Origin of the sequence: Porphyromonas sp. HMSC065F10 (assembly GCF_001808555.1) — a bacterium.
Taxonomy (GTDB): domain Bacteria; phylum Bacteroidota; class Bacteroidia; order Bacteroidales; family Porphyromonadaceae; genus Porphyromonas_A.
Map to the genome: position 1 here is coordinate 112,373 of NZ_KV793803.1, position 22,089 is coordinate 134,461.

At 53.6% G+C, this 22,089-nt stretch carries 12 protein-coding genes; all 12 read left to right on the top strand.

All coding sequences use genetic code 11. The features are described from left to right. The first annotated feature begins 4 nt into the window (after positions 1–4). The 12 genes from HMPREF2890_RS07460 to HMPREF2890_RS07515 all read left to right on the top strand — a co-directional run bounded on the left by HMPREF2890_RS07460 (position 5) and on the right by HMPREF2890_RS07515 (position 22,022). Positions 5–706: a phosphatase PAP2 family protein gene (locus tag HMPREF2890_RS07460; RefSeq protein WP_070467190.1), complete on the top strand. Its 702-nt coding sequence runs from the start codon at positions 5–7 to the stop codon at positions 704–706. A gap of 10 nt (positions 707–716) precedes the next feature. After that, positions 717–1,823, top strand: a complete 1,107-nt coding sequence (locus tag HMPREF2890_RS07465) for a phosphotransferase enzyme family protein (RefSeq protein WP_070467192.1) — start codon at positions 717–719, stop codon at positions 1,821–1,823. Positions 1,824–2,159: 336 nt separating this feature from the next. Further along, positions 2,160–5,459, top strand: coding sequence for a glycosyltransferase family 117 protein (locus HMPREF2890_RS07470; RefSeq protein WP_070467194.1), 3,300 nt, complete (start codon positions 2,160–2,162; stop codon positions 5,457–5,459). Further along, on the top strand, positions 5,456–6,400 hold the full coding sequence (gene queG / locus HMPREF2890_RS07475; protein ID WP_070467196.1) for a tRNA epoxyqueuosine(34) reductase QueG: 945 nt from the start codon (positions 5,456–5,458) through the stop codon (positions 6,398–6,400). The genes HMPREF2890_RS07470 and queG overlap by 4 nt, the downstream gene beginning before the upstream one ends. A 21-nt stretch (positions 6,401–6,421) precedes the next feature. Beyond that, positions 6,422–9,292 carry an excinuclease ABC subunit UvrA gene (uvrA, locus tag HMPREF2890_RS07480; protein ID WP_070467198.1) on the top strand — a complete coding sequence of 957 codons (2,871 nt, stop codon included), beginning with the start codon at positions 6,422–6,424 and terminating at the stop codon, positions 9,290–9,292. After that, complete coding sequence (locus tag HMPREF2890_RS07485) at positions 9,289–11,592, top strand: ATP-dependent helicase (protein WP_083289883.1); 2,304 nt, start codon at positions 9,289–9,291, stop codon at positions 11,590–11,592. The genes uvrA and HMPREF2890_RS07485 overlap by 4 nt, the downstream gene beginning before the upstream one ends. Positions 11,593–11,623: 31 nt before the next feature. Continuing rightward, positions 11,624–13,465: an ABC transporter ATP-binding protein gene (locus tag HMPREF2890_RS07490; protein WP_070467200.1), complete on the top strand. Its 1,842-nt coding sequence runs from the start codon at positions 11,624–11,626 to the stop codon at positions 13,463–13,465. A gap of 181 nt (positions 13,466–13,646) precedes the next feature. Beyond that, a complete protein-coding gene (locus HMPREF2890_RS07495) occupies positions 13,647–15,707 on the top strand; it encodes a DNA/RNA non-specific endonuclease (protein WP_083289884.1) in 2,061 nt (686 codons plus the stop codon). Between the two features lie 38 nt (positions 15,708–15,745). Next, positions 15,746–16,651 (top strand): fimbrillin family protein, encoded by a 906-nt coding sequence (locus HMPREF2890_RS07500; protein ID WP_070467205.1) that lies wholly within the window; start codon positions 15,746–15,748, stop codon positions 16,649–16,651. Between the two features lie 73 nt (positions 16,652–16,724). After that, positions 16,725–19,478, top strand: a complete 2,754-nt coding sequence (locus tag HMPREF2890_RS07505; RefSeq protein WP_070467207.1) for a TonB-dependent receptor — start codon at positions 16,725–16,727, stop codon at positions 19,476–19,478. Between the two features lie 29 nt (positions 19,479–19,507). Further along, complete coding sequence (locus HMPREF2890_RS07510; protein WP_070467209.1) at positions 19,508–20,947, top strand: DUF5689 domain-containing protein; 1,440 nt, start codon at positions 19,508–19,510, stop codon at positions 20,945–20,947. Continuing rightward, positions 20,931–22,022 carry an endonuclease/exonuclease/phosphatase family protein gene (locus HMPREF2890_RS07515; protein ID WP_070467211.1) on the top strand — a complete coding sequence of 364 codons (1,092 nt, stop codon included), beginning with the start codon at positions 20,931–20,933 and terminating at the stop codon, positions 22,020–22,022. The genes HMPREF2890_RS07510 and HMPREF2890_RS07515 overlap by 17 nt, the downstream gene beginning before the upstream one ends. Positions 22,023–22,089 lie beyond the last annotated feature (67 nt).

Here is a 22,089-nt window from a genome sequence, read left to right on the forward strand (position 1 = left end):
TAGAATGGTAGAGAAGTTAGCCCTGCTGGAGCGAGACTTTTTTCTCTGGCTCAATAGCCCTCACAGTGACTATCTGGACTCGGTGATGTTCACCTTCTCCGACAAGCGGATCTGGTACTTCTTCTTGATCTTCTTCTTTGCATTGCTTTTTTATCGGCAAAAGGTCAAGGAGTGTCTGCTGCTTATCCTCTTTGTCGCACTGATGATGGTGATCTCTGACCAGCTCTCTTCGGCAGTCTTTAAACCCTATTTCCAGCGCTTCCGCCCAACCCTTCATCCCTTTACGGAGGATGTCGTCAAGACAGTCATGGGACACTCAGGAGGAGGTCTTTACGGCTTTATCTCCGGTCACAGCACCAACTTTGCTGCCCTTGGGGCCTTCACGATGTTGCTGATGAGGCATAGGGGCTATTCCATCATTATGACGCTCGTTGTGCTGACTACAATGTACTCGCGCGTCTACTTAGGCGTCCACTTCCTCTCGGATGTGATTGCGGGTTGTCTCTGTGGTATCCTCGTCGGAGTTGTGATGTACTACCTCTATCGTGAGACGCGCTACAGCTTTTTCAAGATCCCGGATCGGCAGAAGTCGGTCTGCTATATAACCCCTCGCAGTAGGATCGATAAGATTGCACTCTCTCTTGTGATCCTATACCTCGCCTTTTGGATCTTGGGGCCTATCGTATACCCCATCTTATATCTCTAAACTTAACATTATGACAAAAAACTATCAGACGATCCTGGATGCTTTCCCCATCGAGGGAGAAGTGGTTGGCGTAGAGCCTTTTGGGAATGGTCATATCAATGATACTCTCCGTGTTACAGTCAAGGACCTTGATGGTGTGGAGCGTATCAAGTATGTCCTCCAGAGGATCAATCATCATGTCTTCCGAGATGTAGACACCCTTCAGCAGAATATATTCACTGTCACTGAGCACATTAGGAAAAAGCTGGAGGCAGAGGGGGATCAAGATGTGGACCGACACGTCTGCACGTTCCTCAGGACAAAGAGCGGTGAGCGCTATACCTCATACGAGGGAGCCTACTGGCGCGTGATGCTCTATATACCGGGATCTATTACCGTAGAGACAGTCACGCCGGAGTCAGCACGATCTGCCGGGAGGGCCTTTGGACAGTTTCAGAGCCACCTTGCTGATGTGCCTGAGGGCACACTGGGCGAGACGATCCCCCGCTTCCACGATATGGCATTTAGGCTCAAGGAGCTCTCTGATGCCATCCGAGAAGATAGTGTGGGCAGAGCTGCTGAGGGTCGTGTACGGAAGCTCGTCAAGGAGCTGGATGATCGCTCCGATGATATGCTGATCCAGGAGAGATTGTACGAGGAGGGAAAGCTACCCAAGCATATCAATCACTTAGATACAAAGGTGGATAACATCCTCTTCGATAAGGAGTCCGGAGAGGTGTTGACGGTTATTGATCTTGATACGGTGATGCCCGGCTTCATCCTCTCCGATGTCGGAGATTTCATCCGCACTGCTGTGAATACAGGTGCCGAGGATGAGACCGACGAGTCCAGGATCGATGTGGATATGGAGATATTCAAGTCGTATGTGGAGGGCTACATGGGCTCTGCCAGTAGCTTCCTTACCGAGACGGAGATACGACTTATCCCCTACGGCGGTCGTATGATGACCTATATGCAGGCGGTCCGGTTCCTGACCGACTACATCAATGGGGATACCTACTACAAGACGGACTACAAGGACCACAATTGGGATCGCGCGTGGGCTCAGTTTGTCTACCTGACCCGCTTAGAGGATAAGGCCAAGGAAATGAGTGACTTCATGTCACACTGGCTGTAAGCGGCTAACTCGCCTGACTGAAAAAACAAGTCCATCAGCTAAGAGTCACACACATTGGTCCGAGGCCATTTTGTAATGGTCTGATGGTGACCACCTCCTCAAGGGCAATTCTTTTACCGGTATTAGTTTTCTCTAATACCGGTAAAAGATTTCACTAATATCGGTATTAGATTTCTCTCAGATCAATATTGGTTTTAGGGGGAGTCCCTGCCCTTGAGTACCCTTTTGTGGTCATTCCTTAGTTGCACGAGCGTTGGCATTCCATAGGGGGCATTGGGCTAAAAATTGGTATTTTTGCAACTGATCGTGATGTCACGATCGGTTGAGAAGATAAGCATGCAACGAAGTAACTATAAGCGCCTGGAGCGTGGTATGAGCTGGCTCGTCTTTGCCATCTCTGCCATCATCTACTGGGTGACCATGGAGAAGAGTGCCTCGGTATGGGACTGTCCGGAGTTCATCACCACCTTCCATAAGTTAGAGGTGGGACACCCGCCGGGAGCGCCATTCTATATGCTGGCGTACAATGTCTTTGCTGAGCTTTTCCCTGGCCATGGCGATTGGATTGCCATTGCGGGCAATGCTCTGAGCGGGCTCCTCTCCGGTCTGACGATACTACTTCTCTTCCGGACGATCAGCCACTTGATCCGGCGGTCCTTTATCCTCCGTACCGCCTCGTGGCGTGAGGATGCTGAGATACCTGCCGACTATGCGTGGATTGCTCTGGGGAGTGCCTTGGTGGGTTCGCTCACCTACGCCTTTACTGACACTTTCTGGTATAGTGCGGTGGAGAGTGAGGTGTATGCCTTCTCAAGTTTCTTCACAGCTCTCGTCTTCTACCTCATACTGAAGTGGGAGGAGACGCGCAATCCGATCAAGGAGGATCGCTGGCTCCTGCTTACAGCATACCTTATGGGGCTGAGTGTTGGTGTGCACCTGCTCAATCTGCTTGCTATCCCAGCGATGGCGCTCGTGTACTACTTCAAGCGGACGGAGAAGGCAACGTGGAAGGGTGGACTGGTAGCTACGCTGCTATCCTTTGTCCTCATCGCAGTGATCCTCTTTGGGATCATCCCGGGTGTGCCGGAGGTGGCGGGATACTTTGACCTCTTCTTCGTCAATACGCTCGGTCTCAGCTATAATAGCGGTCTGATCTGCTACGTCCTCGTGCTAGCTCTTGTGATGGGACTCACCCTCTATGCATCGATGAGACGACCGGTGCCGATGACACTCCTCAGGGTGGGCTTCCTCTCCACCTGCATCCTGCTCGGGATCCCATTTATGGGCAGCGGGTGGATTGTCCCCATCATCGTGATCGCTGCCATCGTCTGGTACCTGTGGTACTCTAAGCGGACAGATGCTCACCGACTGGCTCAGCTGACGATGGCGATGGGGCTTCTCTTCGCCGGTATCAGCACGTATGGTGTGATCCTTGTGCGGGCCAACTCGGATATTCCGATGAATCAGAATACTCCGGCTGATGTCTTTGCACTCCGATACTACCTCTCGCGCGAGCAGTATGGTAGTACCCCTCTGATCTATGGTCAGACCTACGCCTCCCTGCCGGAGTACGATGCTCAGGGGCGTCCGGTGACCACCACCAAGGTCACCTATGCCAGAGCGAATAAGCTCTCTCCCGACGATCCCGATCACTACGAGCGTCAAGAGAGTAGCTCGCTGGTCTACCGGAGCGATATGAAGATGCTCTTCCCACGCGTCTACAGCAATATGATGCCCCACTTCAAGGAGGGGTATGAGATCTGGGGCGAAGTGAAGGGAGAGACGAAGACGGTCAATCAAGCAGGTAAGGTGGAGACAGTGACGCTACCGACCTTCGGGGAGAACCTCCGTTACTTCTTCTCTTACCAGCTCAACTATATGTACTGGAGGTACTTCCTCTGGAACTTCTCCGGTCGACAAAATGATATACAGGGGCAGGGAGAGCTGACGAAGGGTAATTGGATCACAGGCATCTCCTTCATCGATGGGCTCTTCCTCGGCCCACAGACAGACCTGCCCTCCTTTGTGACCGACAATCCCGGACACAATCGCTACTTTATGTTGCCCCTCATCCTCGGTCTCCTCGGACTGATTGCTCAGCTGCTGAGCCGTCGTGAGCGGAGTAGACAGAATTTCTGGATCATCCTCTCGCTCTTCTTTATGACTGGTATAGCTATCGTGCTGTATGTCAATCAGACGCCCTATCAGGTGCGCGAGCGAGACTACTCCTATGCGGGATCTTTCTACGCCTTTAGTATATGGATCGGGTGTGGTGTCTTCGGTCTTTATGACCTCATCACAGGGGAGAGGAGTAAGAAGAAGAGTGGTCTGGCTCTCGGTCTGACAGCCCTTTGCCTCCTCGTGCCGACATTGGTGGCGTGGCAAAACTGGGACGATCACGACCGCTCCGGGCGTCGTCTCGCAGCCGATACGGGGAATAACTACCTCAATAGTTGCGAGCCGAATGGGATCATCTACTGCAATGGAGACAACGATACTTTCCCCCTCTGGTATGCGCAGGAGGTGGAGGGAGTGCGTACTGATCTGAAGGTCTGCAACTCCTCCTACCTACAGGCGGACTGGTACATCGAGCAGATGAAGAAGCAGACCTACGAGGCAGCTCCAATGCCCATCACCTGGGGACTGAGGGAGTATGGGGGTGACAAGCGTGGCATCGCTTATGTGGTGCCGGTGATGAGGGACACGCTGGAGCTGAGGCACGCACTTGACTTCATCGGCTCCGATGACCCCTCCACCAAGGATATCCCCGGCATTGTGCAGAAGGTAGACTACCTGCCCAGTACCAAGGTGGCTCTTCGCTACGACCCTGAGGAGCTGATACGGCGTGGCATCCTTTATCCGAGCGATTCAGCGTTTGTGAAGGATCCGGTGACGCTGTATGACTTTCAGGGCAAGAGCTATCTCGGCAAGGAGGAGCTGGTCTCCTACGATATGATCGAGGCTAATCGATGGGAGAGACCGATCTACTTCTGCATCACTGTAGGTGAGTCCAATCGTATGGGACTTACCCCTTACTTCCGCCAGACCGGTATGGCCTATCAGGTGCTCCCGATCCGGACCAAGGGGACCTCAGGCGAGGTCGATGTGGATCGGATGTATACCAACGTGATGAAGCGCTTCCGCTGGGCGGGAGCCGACCGGGCAGGGACCTATATGGATGAGAATGCTCGCCGTATGCTGGAGACCTACCGGAGCATGATCTTTGCCCCTCTGGCTAAGGGACTAATAGCCCGTGGTGACTCGATACGAGCACGTGAGGTGCTGAGTCGATCCAGGACTGCCATCCGCGATGAGGTGGTACCCCATGGAGCCTCCTCACTACCTCTCGTGGGAGTCTTTTACGACGCAGGGATGACCGCTGACGCTGAGGAGATCACCTCTCTGATGCTTGATCGTAGCCTGAGAGATCTGGACTGGTTCTTCCGTCTCAGTGACAGGGACTTCATCACCTGTATGCCTGAGATCGAGCGTGAGATCATCGTTGCTGAGGAACTCATGCGACTCAATCGCGCCCATGGTAGCGGTCTGGAGGCGAAGTATGGCAAGGACTGTGACTACTACAGCAAGGCATACCTGCAGATATACAACCAGCTCTCCGGGGCATCTCAGCAATGACTCAGGACCTGCGACCGCTCATCCGTGAGGCTGGTAGGGAGTATGGCTTTGATGCAGTAGGCTTTGCTCGTCTCGGCGAGGTGTCGGATGAGCACCAGTCCTATCTCGACCACTGGCTTGAGGAGGGCAAGGAGGCGGGTATGGGCTATATGTCCAAGAATGTCGAGGTGAGGAAGAATCCCATCGACAAGATCCTTCCGGGTGCTCGATCGGTGATCGTGGTGGCAGCTTCGTATTATCCCTTGAGGCAGCAGCCCAAGGAGGCTCCGCAGGTGGCTAAGTATGCCTACGGACCGGACTACCACGATGTGCTGACAGAGGCTCTGGTACATCTTGGCGAAGGGATAAATGATCGAGTGGCACCACACTCATTTCGCTGTATATCGGGCAGTGTACCTTTCCTTGAGCGGTATTGGGCGAGCGAGGCCGGTATAGGCTTCATCGGGAAAAATCGCTGTATGATCATCCCCGGGATGGGTAGCTTCTTTTTCCTTGCCGAGATGCTGACGACTCTTGACCTGGAGTCGGAGCATCCGGTCCGTAGACCGCTCTGTGGCTCTTGCCATCGTTGCTTGGACGCCTGCCCGACAGGTGCGCTCTCTCCGGAGGGGATGGATGCTCGCCGCTGTGTCAGTTACCTGACTGTGGAGCACCACGATGAGGTATCGCCTGAACTGAGCCGGCGGATGGGGAATAGGCTCTTCGGCTGCGACAGCTGCCAGGATGCCTGCCCATTTAACCGACGACCAAAGCCGACTAAGCTCTTCCCCTCATACGACACGATCCTCGACCTAAGTCGTGAGGATATCACGGAGATGTCGCTGGAGGATTACCATAGGATATTTCAGCAAAGCCCTGCCCGCAGAGCAAACTATAAGTGGATGACGCGCAACTGCCGACTTTGGCTGGAGAATAATCCTCCCGCCGACGCTGATAATTGAGTACCTTTGCCCATTATATCTATGAAAGATAAGAGCAAGATAGAGAGCAAGGCTGTAGAGAAAGGGTGGATCGTGGTACAGGGGGCGAGGGAGCATAACCTCCGCAATATCTCTGTGTCCATCCCACGTAATTCCCTGACGGTGGTTACGGGCCTGAGTGGTAGTGGTAAGTCTTCGCTTGCCTTTGATACGATCTACTCAGAGGGTAATCGGCGATATCTGGAGACCTTCTCCTCGTATGCCAGAGGCTATATCGGTGACCTGGAGCGACCTGATGTTGATGAGATTACCGGTCTATCTCCTGTTATCTCCATTGAGCAGAAGACTACCAATAAGAATCCGCGCAGTACCGTAGGCACGACCACAGAGATCTATGACTTCCTCCGCCTGCTATACGCCCGCTGTGCGACCGCCTACTCGCTCACGACCGGTAAGGAGCTGGTACACTACTCTGAGGATCAGATCATAGAGCGGATCCTTGAGACCTATGCCGACCGCAAGGTGTACCTCTATGCTCCGGTCGTGCGGACACGTAAAGGGCACTACCGCGAGTTGCTTGAGAGCTACCGCCGGAAGGGGTACGTATCTGCACGGATCGATGGCGAGCTGACTAACCTGAAGCCCGGTCTCGCCTTGTCGAGATACAAAAACCACTCAATAGAGATCCTGATTGATAAGCTGAAGGTGGTGCCCAAGCAGTCTGAGCGGATCAAGGAGAGCGTCAGGACTGCTCTGAGGATAGGTAAGGGGATCATCCTTGTGCAGGATATGCAGGAGGATGGGCTCAAGCCCTCCTACTACAGCCGCAATCTGATGGACGAGGAAGCGGGAGAGTCGCTCCCGGATCCGGACCCTAATACGTTTTCTTTTAATTCCCCTCAGGGCAGCTGTCCTAAGTGTAAGGGGCTTGGGGTGGTCACTGCACCGGATCTCTCTAAGGTGATCCCCGACCCAAACCTCAGCTTGAGAGAGGGAGGTCTGGTACCGATCGGGAAGTACAAGCGTGGGTTGCTCTTTGCCCAGATGGATGCGATCCTAAAGCACCATGACCTGGATCTCGACACACCCATAAAGGAGTATCCGGAGGAGTTGATCGATGACGTGCTGAATGGTGTAGACTATCCTCTCTACTATCACACTGAGACCGGTGTCCGTCAGCGACTGACTGAGTACAATGGTATCGTCTCCTTACTGGAGAAAATGACAGAGGGGGACTATAATGCAAAGACAAAGAAGTGGGCAGAGCAATTTAGCACTTATGTCCCCTGTCCGCGCTGCCATGGGAGGCGGCTGCGCAAGGAGGCTCTGGCATTTAAAATCGATGGCAAGGACATCACAGAGTTGTCGTCGATGCCGATCCCTGAGCTGCTTGAGGAGATCAAAGCGGTCCCGACAAAAATAGACCGGCAGAGACGTGTCGTCGCTACGGAGATCTGTAAGGAGATAGAGAGCCGTCTCTCATTCTTAGTAGAGGTGGGGCTGACCTACATTTCCTTAGATAGGACCACGGCCACCCTCTCCGGGGGGGAGATGCAGCGTATACGTCTGGCGACTCAGCTGGGAAGCCGCTTGGTAAATGTCCTGTACATCCTTGATGAGCCCTCGATAGGACTTCATCAGAGGGATAACGACCGGCTGATACGGTCTCTTAAGTCGCTACGGGACCAGGGTAATACGATCTTAGTCGTGGAGCACGACCGAGAGATCATGGAGCAGGCCGACTACATCATCGATATCGGTCCCGGAGCGGGACGCAAGGGAGGGCATATCGTCTTTAGTGGTACACCTGAGGAGCTGATGAAGACTGACACTCTGACGGCTCAGTACCTGAGGAGGGAGAAGGACATTGAGATCCCCAAGGTAAGGCGTTGTGGCTCAGGTAAGTGCCTTACGTTGCTGGGTGCAAAGGGTAACAATCTGCAGGGAGAGCCATTCTCCATACCTCTGGGGACACTGACTCTGGTGACCGGAGTGAGCGGCTCCGGTAAGAGCACCTATGTCAATGACACCCTTTACCCGGCTCTTTCAAAGCATCTCTACAGGTCTCTCACGGAGCCACTGGCGTATGATAAGATCGAGGGCATTGACCTGGTAGACAAAGTGGTCCAGGTGGATCAGTCGCCCATCGGTCGCACACCAAGGAGCAATCCCGCGACCTATACGGGAGTCTTTACCGACATACGAAATCTCTTTACGGAGATGCCGGAGGCAAAGATCAGAGGGTACAAGCCCGGCCGCTTCTCCTTCAATGTCAAAGGGGGGCGCTGTGAGACGTGCAGTGGAAATGGCTATCGCCGAATCGAGATGCACTTCCTCCCCGATGTCTATGTGCCGTGTGAGGTGTGCCGTGGTAAGCGGTACAATCGGGAGACGCTTGAGGTGAGGTACAAGGGGCAGTCTATCTCCGATGTACTGGAGATGACCGTAAATCAGGCGGTAGACTTCTTTGATGGTCAAAGCCGCATCCAGAGTAAGATCAAGGTGTTGCAGGATGTGGGGCTCGGCTATATAAAGCTTGGTCAGTCTTCGTCAACTCTCTCAGGGGGTGAGTGCCAGCGGATCAAGCTGGCGAGCGAACTAAATAGACGCGACACCGGCAATACGATCTACTTCCTCGATGAGCCGACGACGGGGCTTCACTTCGAGGACATCAGCATGCTGATGACGATCGTCAATAGACTGGTGGATCGAGGCAATACCATCGTGATCATTGAGCACAATCTTGACGTGATCAAGACCGCTGACCATATCATAGACATAGGTCCCGAGGGGGGAAAGGATGGTGGACACATCATCTTTCAGGGGACACCTGAGGAAATGGTGCAGTGCTGTGACAGCCACACGGCAAAGTATCTGAGAGAGGAATTTAAGGCAGCTGGAAGAGACGTATGATGACGACAAGCGAGGAGCTCTTAGCGACGCTCAATGAGGAGCAACGTCAGGCTGTAGAGGATCTCACTCATGATAGTCTGGTGATTGCCGGAGCGGGCTCGGGCAAGACACGCGTCTTGACGACGAAGATAGCCTATATCTTGGCTGAGGGTAAGGCGGGTCCCTCAGAGGTGTTGGCGCTTACCTTTACGAATAAGGCTGCGAGAGAGATGCGCTCCCGTATCGCCACCATCGTGGGAGAGGATCTCTCGCGGATGATCCCTATGGGGACCTTCCACTCCATCTTTGCTCGCTGGCTCCGTGGTTACGGGAAGTATCTCGGATACGATAGCGACTATACTATCTACGACTCAGGTGACTCACGGACCTTGGTCAAGGTCATCATACGAGATATGAAGCTGGATGAGAAAGACTATCCCCCCAAGAAGGTCTACGGACTCATATCAGCTTGTAAGAATGATGGACTTACTCCCGGCAGCCTCTCGGATAGTGACCCGAGACTACGTCGGATGCCCCGCTTTGAGGACGTCTACAAGGGCTATCTGAGCCGCTGCTTCAGGGCCAATGCGATGGACTTCGATGACCTTCTCATCAATATGCTCCGGTTGCTGAGGCAGCATCCGGAGGTGAGAGACGAGCTTCATAGGAGATTTCGATATATCCTCGTTGACGAGTATCAAGATACCAATTGGGTGCAAAATGAGATCGTTAAGCAACTGAAGGGATCTGATACGACCCTCACCGTTGTAGGAGATGATGCGCAGAGTATTTACTCCTTCCGTGGCGCTGTGATAGAGAATATCCTTAGCTTCAGCAATACATTCCCCGGAGCCGTGGTCTATAAGCTCCGGAAAAACTATCGCTCAACCTCCAATATTGTTGACATCGCCAATAGTCTGATCGAGAAAAATCACTTCCGAATCCCCAAGACTGTGGAGGCGATAGCCGGTCAGGGAGAGAAGCTTACCCTTTTCGATGCCTTTAGTGGTAAGACTGAGGCTGAGCGGGTCGCAGAGATGATCTCTTCCTCTCTCCGGCGTAGGAGAGCCCCTGAGGAGGTAGCCATACTCTATCGTACCAATGCTCAGAGTCGCCTATTTGAGGAGCAGTTGCGCAATTACTCTATCCCTTACAGGATCTATGGCGGGCTCTCCTTCTACGACCGGGCTGAGATCAAGGATGCCCTCGCATACCTCCGTCTGGTGATCAATGCCAGTGATGATGAGGCATTTCGAAGGGTCTATAATACCCCCAAGAGGGGTATCGGCGATGTGACCTTTTCCACCCTCTCCGATCTGGCTAATAGTCAGAGGAAGCCTCTGATGGAGGTTGCTGCAGACCCTGACCTGATGGCAGAGACTCTTAAGGCAGGACCGGTCAAGCGGATCTCCGACTTTGTGGAGCTGATCAATCAGCTACGTGAGGCGGCAAACACCGGGATGACATTGGCGGAGTATATGAGCCATCTCATCCTCGCCACACGGTTGCCTGATATGTATAGCGATGATAGTGTGGAGTCACTGTCCAAGCTGGATAACCTCAATGAACTGGTCTCTGCGGTGCAGGAGTATGAGGATGCTCACTACGAGCTCTCTGACGATCCCGTAACCATCGAGGACTTTGTCCGTGATATGTCTCTCTACACAGATGCGGATCAGAAGGAGGACGGCACCCCCAGAGTTACCCTGATGACGATGCACGCCTCCAAGGGACTGGAGTATGAGGAGGTCTACTGTGTGGGGCTTGAGGATCAGCTGATCCCCAGTGACCGATATAGCGAGGAGAAAGACATCGAGGAGGAGCGTCGTCTCCTCTACGTTGCTATTACGCGAGCCAAGGAGAGGTGTATACTCTCCTACGCTCAGAGCCGTATGACCCATGGCCAGCTGGACTACCAGAGACCGAGCAGGTTCCTCCTTGACTTAGACCCACGATACCTCGAGGATCATACCGGACTGACCGACTATCTGCCACGCTCGTCAGCTCGAGTGGAGTCTCCGAGAGAGGTGAGACCCTCAGTGATGCCCTCATCTCCAGAGAAGTCGTCACCCCATATTGATCCCAGACCCAGACGTGTCCGTCGAGTGATACGGACGAAAGAGGAGGACAACGAGCCGCTGACCGACCGAGTGAGCGAGGCGGATCTCTGCAAGGGCGATCGAGTAGAGCATCCCACCTTTGGGGTGGGGCAGGTGGAGGGCTTCTCACAGAGTGTCTCCGGGACCAAGGTCCTTGTCACCTTTGACGATGGATCGAGGAAGCAGATGATCCTTAAGTTTGCCAAGCTACGCAAGATCTGATCGAGCTGCGACTTACTAACGACTTACCCTGATGAAGGACTTTTTCCGAGCATTTAGAAGGTTTCTCCCCAAGTACAAGTGGTATATCTTAGGTAACATAGCCTGCAATGCCATTGCACCGCTGCTAAACCTATTGGCATTCTCTCTCCTGATACCTATCCTGAGGGTTCTATTCGGGATAGACACCACCGCATACCACTTTGTGCCATGGAGCGAGCTCTCGCTCAGTACGCTGATGAGTGGGATCCAGAATAATTTCAATTATGCGGTGACGCAGATGATTGGCGCTTATGGTGTCTCTAAGTCTCTGCTGATCTTGGCGCTTTATCTTGTGGCGATCACACTGCTGAAGGTGTCAGTGCAGTATGCTGCCTCATTCTTCATGATACCGGTCCAGACCGGTGTGGTGAGGGATATACGAAATCAGCTCAATGAGAAAGTGCTGGGGCTCAACCTGGCCTTCTTCTCCGGTGAGCGCAAGGGCGATCTACTGGCGCGTATATCAGGAGATGTCAATGAGCTGCAGCACTCCTTGATCAGTTCGCTTGATATGATGATCAAGAATCCCCTTATCATCCTCGTCTCTCTGATCGCTATGCTGATCATCAGCCCCACGTTGACCCTTTTCGTGATGCTCTTGCTGCCTGTGGCCGGGCTTGTCATGGGGCGGATCGGCAAGAGGCTTAAGCGTGACTCCCTTGAGGGGCAGACGAAGTGGGGCTATCTGATCAGCCTCTTTGAGGAGACGCTGGGCGGACTTAGGGTGATTAAGGCCTTTCATGCTGAGAAGCCCATACAAGATCGGTTTGAGGGTCAAAACGAGGAGTTTAGGACCATCTCCAGGCATGTCGCCTCGAGACAGGCATTGGCCCATCCAGTGAGCGAATTCCTGGGGACGGTCACCATCGCCGTGGTGCTGTGGTTTGGTGGTACGCTCATTTTCCATAATAGCGTTGGCTTCGATGCCTCCACCTTCATCTACTACTTAGTGATCTTCTACAGCATCATCAATCCTGCGAAGGAGTTTTCCCGCGCCTCCTACGACATACGTAAGGGGATGGCATCCCTCGCCCGCATTGACGAAGTGCTCTCGGCAGTCAATCCGATCCAAGACCCTGAGCAGCCCCGGGCGATCCGCTTTGAGAGAGAGATCCGGTATGACCATGTCTCCTTCCGGTACAATAACTACGATGATCACTGGATCCTAAGAGATGTTGACCTCACCATTCCTAAGGGAAAGACGCTGGCGATCGTGGGGGAGAGTGGCTCCGGCAAGAGCACATTAGTGGATCTCCTGCCTCGCTTCTATGATGTGGACGAGGGCTCCATCCGGATCGATGATACGGACATCAGAGAGCTGAGAATGCACGACCTTAGGATGCTGATGGGTAATGTCAATCAAGAGGCGATCCTCTTCAATGACACCGTCCGGGCCAATGTCGCTTTTGGCAACGCGAATGCAACAGATGAGGAGATTGTGGCGGCCTGCAAGGTGGCCAATGCGGACGACTTTATCAGAGAGCTCTCCGAGGGATACGAGACCAATATCGGTGACCGTGGCAGCAAGCTATCAGGTGGTCAGAGACAGCGACTGAGCATCGCACGCGCTGTGCTCAAGGACCCGGACATCCTGATCCTCGATGAGGCAACGTCCGCTCTCGATACAGAGTCCGAGCGGCTGGTGCAGGAGGCACTGGAGCACCTGATGAGAGGACGCACCACCATCGTCATTGCACATCGTCTCTCCACGATTGTCAGTGCCGATCAGATTATCGTTCTGCACAAGGGAAGTATCGTTGAGCGAGGTACGCACGAGGAGCTGCTGGCACAGGGGAGATACTACGCTCGCCTCGTCGCTATGCAGAAGCTCTAACCGACTGCCCCATGGCCAGTATTGCCGGTACTTAGCCCCTTGGCGGACTGAGTGCCGGCATCTTGTTTAAGGAGAAGTCAAGGTCCCCTTACTGCTCGCTCTTTGGTCAAGGAATCAATAATGGGTACCTTTGGTTATCCACTGAGTGTTGTCAACTCAAAATGATTATGATCATAAAGCAATGAAAGGGAAATCAACCGACTACATAACTCTACCAAGACTGGGCTTAGCCCTTGTGGCACTCTTGATTTTAGGAACTTCATGCACGCATAGAGAAACGGGAGATGATCTGCTTCAGCCGTATGAGCTGCGATACAAGGCAAGCTTCCGATCGGCAGCTCCTACTTGGCAGAAAAATGATCAGATGGGAGTCTTCTCCCTCTCTCATGGTGTGGTCTCGGATGACAATATCCTCTATACATCGAGTGCGGGGGATGGTGTTTTCTTCTCCACGTCACCGATCCATCGGTCGCCATCGTCCCCTCTTGAGATCATCGCATACTATCCGTATACGACTGAGGCTTCGCAGGGACAGATCCCGATGAACTATGCTGGTCAGGCACAAGGAAAGGCTCCGGACTACTTCTATGGGAAGCTCTCCGATGTCACTTGGACCCCGGAGCCGAAGGTTACTCTTAGTCGTATCAATGCTCTTCTGCAATTAGTTGTCACGGCATCGCCTGACTTTGGTGACCTATCGCATCTGACTGTTGAGGCTGCTGATGTCCCTCTCTCAGCTTGCTTTGATCTGGTGTCGGACCAATTTCAGTATCGGGGTGCAAAGGGTACACTTGACCTGGCGGTACGAGGTCATCGGGCTCAAGCCGTGGCTGCAGCTGTGGTGGTGCCCGGCGTCAACTATGGTGATTTGGTCGTGACCCTAAGTTATGGTGGGCGCTCTGTACGGTGGCGTCCCTCCCCTTTTGTGGGGAAGGCAGGCGAAGTGGCTACTTACCACCTGACCCTCTCCGGTAGCGGGAGTGGCCTCCATATTCTTGAGACCAAAGGACCTGGTGAACTATCTCAAGAGGCTCCCGAAGGTCCTATAGTGCTGACGCCGGATGGGCTGAAGGGAGAGCGCTACAATCCCTATGATCCCAAGTTTGGCGCTAAGCCTATTGACCCAAGTGCCGGAGTTGATCCCCTCCGACCCTCGCCTATAGAGCCATCTGTCAAGGATAGTGAAGGAGGCGGAGTGCCAATAGATCCAAGCGCCGGCATTGACCCTCTCGCTCCGGCAGACATGGATCCCTCGATCAAGGAGGGAGATAAACCCTCCAGTGGAGTGCCTATTGACCCAAGTGCGGGGAAGATCCTCCCTCTAAATCCCGGTGGTGACTTCACCGTCAAGGATCAGGACGGAGTACCTATTGACCCCTCCACTCCCGGGATTGATCCCACTGACCCGGATGAGTCCACGCCGGGAGTCGACCCTAATGACCCGTTCGGTAATGTCCGCCCCGGTGTGGTGGCGCAGTATCGAGAGGAGGCTGTGGTACGGAATGCCAGACTTCTGGATCATGCCCTGTTTGTTCGCCATATGGCCCCCGATGCATGGTTTGCTGATGGAGGTAGCGGCACGAGGCGAAATTATTCCATCCTCTTTGATACAAAGTATCATAGTCCAAGGTACGTTGCCTTTCCGATGTATCCGGCTGTAATAGGAAATACCGATCGGTCCAATAGGTGGGACTACGATCCTGAGCTCTCAAGATCCATTCAGCCTAACCTCTCTAGGTCTTATAAAACCCGTGGCTTGTCACGGGGACATATGCTGTCTAGCGGGTCGAGGACAGCCTCCAGACCTTTGAATGAGACAACATTCTACTTCTCCAATATGGTTCCTCAGAATCAGTCACAGAATGCAGGTCAGTGGCAACAGTTGGAAGGAAAGGAGCGCAATTGGGCTCAGCAAGTCTCCAAGTACGACACACTGTATGTAGTCTGCGGCCCGGTATATAGCAAGGAACCCCTACAGATGACCACAGACCGAGATGGGAAGCAGATCCCGGTCCCGGATGCCACATACAAGGTCTTCCTTCGGCAGGAGAAGTCTACGGGCAACTGGTACAGCATCGGCTTCGTTATGCCTAATAGAGCTCTCCCCGGTACGAAGTATAGCGACTACTCTGTGACGGTCTCTGAGGTAGAACGACAGACAGGGCTCCAGTTCTTCACCCACCTCCCGAAGGATAAGGCAGTGGGGATAAAGTCGCAGAATGACCAGTCCCGCTGGAGGTAATCTCATTATGTCCCGAAACAGAACAAACGAATATACATATGTCACGTCACACGATCTATCACACGCTACTTGCTGCTGTGTGCTTGCTCTCACTTGGGCTCTCCTCCTGCTGTCGGGGACCGCAGTCCTGCTCGACAGGCTGTGCTCCCGATGATGTTGAGGATCCGTATCTTATACGGTCCGGTGACCTCCGCCTGACAGGTATTCTCAAGGGCAATGCCCTGCAGGCTGGCGCACGCTGGCACGATCGTGATGCCATTGGTGTCACAGCGCTTCTTGACAGCAAGGTACAGGTCTCTAATGTCAAGTATACCACAATGACATCTCTCGGTGGTCACTTCGTCGCTGCCAAGTCGGGCATTCGTCTGCCGGAAGGTAAGAGTTATGAGTTGATTGCCTACTATCCATACACCGAGGAGCTTGCCGATGGGGAGTATCTCCCCTTGACAACTACCTCTGCCCTCTACCTCTCTCGCCCTGTGACGGGAGTGGCTGCCGATCAGACTGAGACAGTCTTGGAGTTCTATCCCGTCCTCTCGTCTCTCAAGATTAGCCTCTCGGGCGTTGATCTCTCCGGTGCGAGACTGGAGCTGATGGGGTTAGCCCTGTCAGGTATGGTCAGTGTGAGGGATGGCTCGGTGACCATCGGGGAGAAGAAGGGTAGCTCCACTGCGTCCATCACTACCGATGGACCACTCTCCGGGAGTGCTGATCTGCATCTCCTCCCGGGTCAGAGTCTCAAGGGGATGACCCTGCGGATCTTCACCCGTGAGTATGTCTTCACTTTTCCCATCACTCAGGAGATTATGCTCAAGAGTGGGATTCAGACTACCATAGAGCTGAAGCTGACGGATGGTGGTGATGCCACCTCCGACAAGATCACCACCTCGGAGGGCACCATCCTGCCGATGCAGGACGTGATCATTGACGCCGGCACCATATAAGTCGACTGAGTGTCACACAAAAGAGTTCTGACTGAGTATTTGCTATTACTGCCAATCATAGAAAAAGGTATATATGTTTAGACGAAAATTAGCAACGGCACTCTCGTTCATCCTTGCTGTCTCCGGAGTCTCTCCGCTCCTGGCGCAGGAGGAGTCTCCCGATCCGGTCATCATCGGACGGGTAGTGGAGAGCGAGGGCGGTGATCCGGTCGCCGGTGTACGTGTCCATCTGGAGCGGAGCGGTCTCTCGTGGATCACCTCTTCCGATGGGCGATTTAGATTTGTCGTCCCCTCTGCCGGTATGGAGTACTTGAGCCTGTCGGGGAGCGATATCCTTGATCAGAGGGTTGAGGTGACGATCTCCGACCATGGAGTCACGGACCTGGGAGATCTCCGGGTGCACGTGACTAAGATGGAGGCCGATCAGTCCCTTATCGGCATTGTCGATGCCTTAGAGGTGGGGGAGACGGGCAACGACCAGACGATTAGCCCCACGGTCGTCCTCTCCAATGACCTATTTCTCAAGACTGCCGGCTTTCGCTTCTCTCAATTCCGCTACCGCAATAGAGGGTATGACAGCCGATATGAGCAGCGGTACATCAATGGTGTTGCCTTCAATGACTTAGTACGTGGGGTCTTTAATTACTCCTCCATCGGGGCCATCAATGACCTTACGAGAAATGGTAATGTGATCAATTATGTAGGGCCATCGGACTTCTCCTTTGGCGACCTGGGCGGATCACAAAATATCAATATGCGTCCCTCAAGCTACAGCCGAGGGGGAAAGCTCACACTTACTGGGACCAACCGCAATTATTACGCCCGGACGATGATAAGCTACAATACCGGCCTTATGGACAATGGCTGGGCCTTTACCGCTCTCCTCGGTGGTCGGTATGCCCACGAGGGAGTAGTAGAGGGCACTTTTTATAAAAATCTATCCTATGCTCTCGGAGCAGAGTACCAGTGGGATGAGGGGCGTCAGGCACTTAGTCTGATCACCTTTGGCTCGCCGGTCCGTCGAGGTCAGCAGGGAGCCTCCGTTGATGAGGCGGTCCGTCTCGCAGGATGCTACAGCTATAATCCCAACTGGGGCTGGCAGAATGGCAAGAAGCGCAACTCTCGCATCGTCACTTCCTACGACCCCACTGCGATACTTACCTACGACTGGAAGCCCGATATGCTCACCAGCTGGACGACTGCGCTCGGGGTCCACTACAGTCACTACCAGAAGAGCTCCCTTGACTGGTTCAATGGTGCGGATCCTCGGCCTGATTACTACCGCTATCTGCCCTCTTACTTTACCGGAGCACCCGATGTGCAGGACTACTACCGCTACCTATGGCAGTCGGGGCGTACCTCTCAGATTAATTGGGATCAGCTCTATCAGATCAATGAGCTGAATAATAGGACCGGTGATGGCTCTGCAATTTATATGGTGCAGGGGCGCAACAACGATCTCTTCGAGGCTACTATTAACTCAACCCTAAGTAAGCAGATCACATCGACCCTCAAGGTGACCGGTGGGGTAGGGTATCGCTTCGGTCGGGCAAGACAGTATCAGACGGTCGAGGACCTGATGGGGGCTCAGTATGCCCGTGATGTGGACAAGTTTGCCGAGCGGGACTTCCCCGGTGATCACGACAGGATCCAGAATGACCTCAATCGTGCGGACAGGAGAGTCTATGAGGGAGATGTCTTTGGCTACGACTATGGTTACGACCTACACTCTGCCGAGGCGTGGGTGCAGAATAGCTACACCTGGGCCCACCTGGACCTCTACTATGGTGGTCGCATCGCCTACACGAATATGGTCCGTGAGGGGTATATGCGCAATGGTCGCTATCCTGATAGCTCTTATGGCAGAGGGCGCACCTACGGCTTCGTTACCGGGGATGCTAAGGTCGGCTTTACGTATAAGTTTAGCGGACACCATTTCCTCCTTGGTAATGCGGTCTACCAGTCACGCCCGCCATTAGTGTGGGATATGTACGTCAATCCTAACGTCACCGATATTACGGTCGATGACCTCAAGCCGGTCAGTGATGCCTCTGTAGACCTCAGCTACGTCTTCTCCACGCCTCGCGTGTCGGGTCGTCTGGGACTCTTCTACACCAAGTTCTGGGACGATATGCGCAAGATCGCCTACTACAACGATGTGGAGCGCACCTTCGTCTACCACACCCTCTACGATATGGAGAAGGTGCATCGTGGCATTGAGGCTGGTATCAGTGTCAAGGCTACCGACGCACTCAGCCTCGACCTCGTCGGGACGGTCTCCCAGTACTTCTACGCCAATGACCCGATGGGGGTAATGAACTCAACCAACGGCAAGATCGAGAATCGCGAGGAGAGGGTCTATATGAAGAATCTGTACATCGGGGGTCGCCCGCAGATGGTTGGTACCTTTGGGATCAATTACTTCATCAATTACTGGTTCCTCAACCTTAATGTCAATGGCTTCGGCTACAACCACATCGACCCGGCACCCATCCGTCGTCTCGCCTCCAATTATACCGGAGTCCGTCCCGAGGGCGTCCCGGGACATAATCCAGAGGAGTTCGCTGCCTTCAAGAGCATTACTACTCAGGAGAGATTCAAGGGTGGCTGCACCCTTGATCTAAGCATCGGAAAGATCATCTATCTCCCCGGTCGCCAGCGGATCAACCTCAATTTTTCCATCCAGAATCTCACCGATCGGAGGGATATCATTACCGGTGGGTACGAGCAGGGACGTATTAATCTGAAGTACCCAGAGCGCTTTGGCAATAAGCACTATTACATGCAGGGCATTAATCTCTTCTTCAATGCCGGCTACATCTTTTAATCACCAGACAATCCGAGATATACTACGATATGAAACAAGGACTAAAATTACTGGCACTCGCTGCAGCGGCAATCGTGACGATCTCGTCCTGTAGCGACCTGAAGTACGATGCACCGCTCCTCACTGAGCCTAAGGTGGAGGGTCTGACGCCCAATGTCACCATCGCTGAGCTCAAGAAGGAATACGCTGGCGTTGCTGATCGCACCTCTAAGGAGATAGAGTATGAGTATGTCCTCAAGGCGGTCGTCTCTGCCAACGACATCTCCGGAAATATCTATAAGCAGATCTACATCCAGGATGAGACCGGAGGCATAGCTGTGAGCATCGACCAGAATGCGATCGCCGGGACCTACCCCGTCGGTCAGGAGGTCTTCATTGACCTCCACGGCCTTGCGATCAGCATGTATGGCGGACAGCCGTCCATCGCTCATCCCACAGCTGAGAAGAATCGGATCCCCTTTGAGATCGTGAAGAAGAAGATGCTGCCCAATGGCTGGCCCAATGCCGACCTTGTGCAGCCTAAGACTGTCAAGATCTCTGACCTCTCCGATGACCTCGTAGGTCGTCTGATCCGCATCGATAATGTCTACTTTGAGCAGAAGGGTCAGCCCTTTGCCCCAGCACAGGAGACTGTCAATCGTCTCATTACCGATGGCAAGGGTGCATCGATCATTGTACGCAATAGTGGCTATGCCGACTTTGCTGCCGACAAGCTACCTGAGGGTACCGGCTCGATCGTTGCGGTCCTCTCCAAGTTTGGCAACGACTACCAGCTCTTCCTTCGCTCTCGTGAGGATGTGATCGGCTTCACTCCCGGCACGACCCCCTCTGATCCATCAGATAACGGTGGTAGCGATAAGCCGACAACCAAGACCGGAGGTGTGATCTTAGACGCCCCCTTCAGTAAGGTTCTCGCCCCCTTTGTGGAAGTGAGCGTCAAGGGAGACCAAGTCTGGGTGATCAGACATCAGACCAATAAGGATACCGGTGAGGTGTTCGACCACTTTGCCGTGATGAATGCTCACGATGGTAAAACCGGACATGCCAACGAGGACTGGCTTATCTCTCCGCTCATCGATCTGACCGGTGTCACCTCTGCGACCTTGACCTTCAAGCAGGCAATCAACTATGCCACTCCAGCTACGATCAAGGAGTGCCACCAGCTGCTCGTCTCCACCAACTACAAGTCCGGTGTTCCCTCTTCTGCCACCTGGACGCCCGTTGCCATTACGCTACCCGAGGGTAAGGACTGGAAGTTTATTGACACCACGGTTGATCTACCCAAGTCTGTCCTCGGTCAGGGGAACGTCCGCTTTGCCTTTAAGTACACCTCTCCTGATGGTCAGACCTCCTCGTGGGAGATCAAGGCGCTCAAGCTGAAGACTGTCGGTGGTGGCAAGGTGATCACCGAGGGCTCAGGCTCCACAATTGACTCCATGAAGACAAAGAACTATGATATCGCCAACTAAGTCAAAGCTCTCTCTCCTTGTGGGGACTCTCCTTCTCCTCACCCTTACCACCTCTTGTGGCTCTTCGCGTCACTCAAGTGACCGAACCGCTACGTCAGAGACCAAGTATGAGGCTTATGCGGTAGCCTTCTATAATGTGGAGAATCTCTTTGATGCTGAGGACGATCCGGACAATAAGGGGGATGACGAGTTTCTCCCCTCCGGTCCCTACAATTGGACCCAAGCGAAGTATGAGAAAAAGCTCCACAACATTGCCTCGGTGATCGCCCAGCTGGGGCGTGAGGTGACCCCTGCCGGACCAGCTATCATCGGTCTCGCGGAGGTGGAGAATAAGCGGGTCTGCGATGACCTCGTGGCTCGTCCCGAGATTGCCGATATGGGACTGCAGGTGATCGATGTCCCCTCGCCCGACTGGCGAGGCATCGAGACGGCTCTGCTCTACAACCCCAAGCTCTTCAAGGTCACCGACTACAAGGCCTACCGTTATCCTGAGATTGACTTCCGTCCCGGATATCGCACACGCGACCAGCTGCTTGTGAGCGGAATACTCGCCGGGGAGCCCTTCCACGTTCTGGTCTGCCACTGGCCCTCACGCTACGGAGGAAAGTCCTCCAGCATCTATCGTGAGACAGCCGCCAAGCTCTCCAAGCACATCGCAGACTCTCTCTATAACGACAACCCCAAGGCTAAGCTCATCATCATGGGGGACCTCAATGACGATCCGGTGGACAATAGTACCGCCAAGGTCTTGGGTGCCAAGCGTACTCCTGAGGAGGTCGGGGAGAGAGGATTCTTCAACGCCACCTGGGAGCCCTACGCTCAAGGCATAGGGACACTGACTTATCAAGGAAAGTGGAACCTCTTTGACCAGATGATTCTTACGGAACCGCTCTTAGACAGCTCTCGGAAGTCTCTGAGCTTTTGGAGGGTGGAGATCTTCAATCGCTCCTTCCTTATCCGACAGGAGGGCAGCCGTAAGGGGACTCCACACCGTACCTTTGAGGGAAATACCTTCATCAATGGCTACAGCGACCACCTCCCTGTGATCACTTACCTGATCAAAGAACGGCAGTAGATAAATATCTCTGTGAGCATTATAAGAGTGTATGCAGACGCATTGTCTGTGTACACTCTTTTTTTTT

Bases quoted from the DNA above. Each gene is read 5' to 3' on its own strand.
- HMPREF2890_RS07460 (WP_070467190.1), top strand. From the start codon at position 5: ATGGTAGAGAAGTTAGCCCTGCTGGAGCGAGACTTTTTTCTCTGGCTC.
- HMPREF2890_RS07465 (WP_070467192.1), top strand. From the start codon at position 717: ATGACAAAAAACTATCAGACGATCCTGGATGCTTTCCCCATCGAGGGA.
- HMPREF2890_RS07470 (WP_070467194.1), top strand. From the start codon at position 2,160: ATGCAACGAAGTAACTATAAGCGCCTGGAGCGTGGTATGAGCTGGCTC.
- queG (WP_070467196.1), top strand. From the start codon at position 5,456: ATGACTCAGGACCTGCGACCGCTCATCCGTGAGGCTGGTAGGGAGTAT.
- uvrA (WP_070467198.1), top strand. From the start codon at position 6,422: ATGAAAGATAAGAGCAAGATAGAGAGCAAGGCTGTAGAGAAAGGGTGG.
- HMPREF2890_RS07485 (WP_083289883.1), top strand. From the start codon at position 9,289: ATGATGACGACAAGCGAGGAGCTCTTAGCGACGCTCAATGAGGAGCAA.
- HMPREF2890_RS07490 (WP_070467200.1), top strand. From the start codon at position 11,624: ATGAAGGACTTTTTCCGAGCATTTAGAAGGTTTCTCCCCAAGTACAAG.
- HMPREF2890_RS07495 (WP_083289884.1), top strand. From the start codon at position 13,647: ATGAAAGGGAAATCAACCGACTACATAACTCTACCAAGACTGGGCTTA.
- HMPREF2890_RS07500 (WP_070467205.1), top strand. From the start codon at position 15,746: ATGTCACGTCACACGATCTATCACACGCTACTTGCTGCTGTGTGCTTG.
- HMPREF2890_RS07505 (WP_070467207.1), top strand. From the start codon at position 16,725: ATGTTTAGACGAAAATTAGCAACGGCACTCTCGTTCATCCTTGCTGTC.
- HMPREF2890_RS07510 (WP_070467209.1), top strand. From the start codon at position 19,508: ATGAAACAAGGACTAAAATTACTGGCACTCGCTGCAGCGGCAATCGTG.
- HMPREF2890_RS07515 (WP_070467211.1), top strand. From the start codon at position 20,931: ATGATATCGCCAACTAAGTCAAAGCTCTCTCTCCTTGTGGGGACTCTC.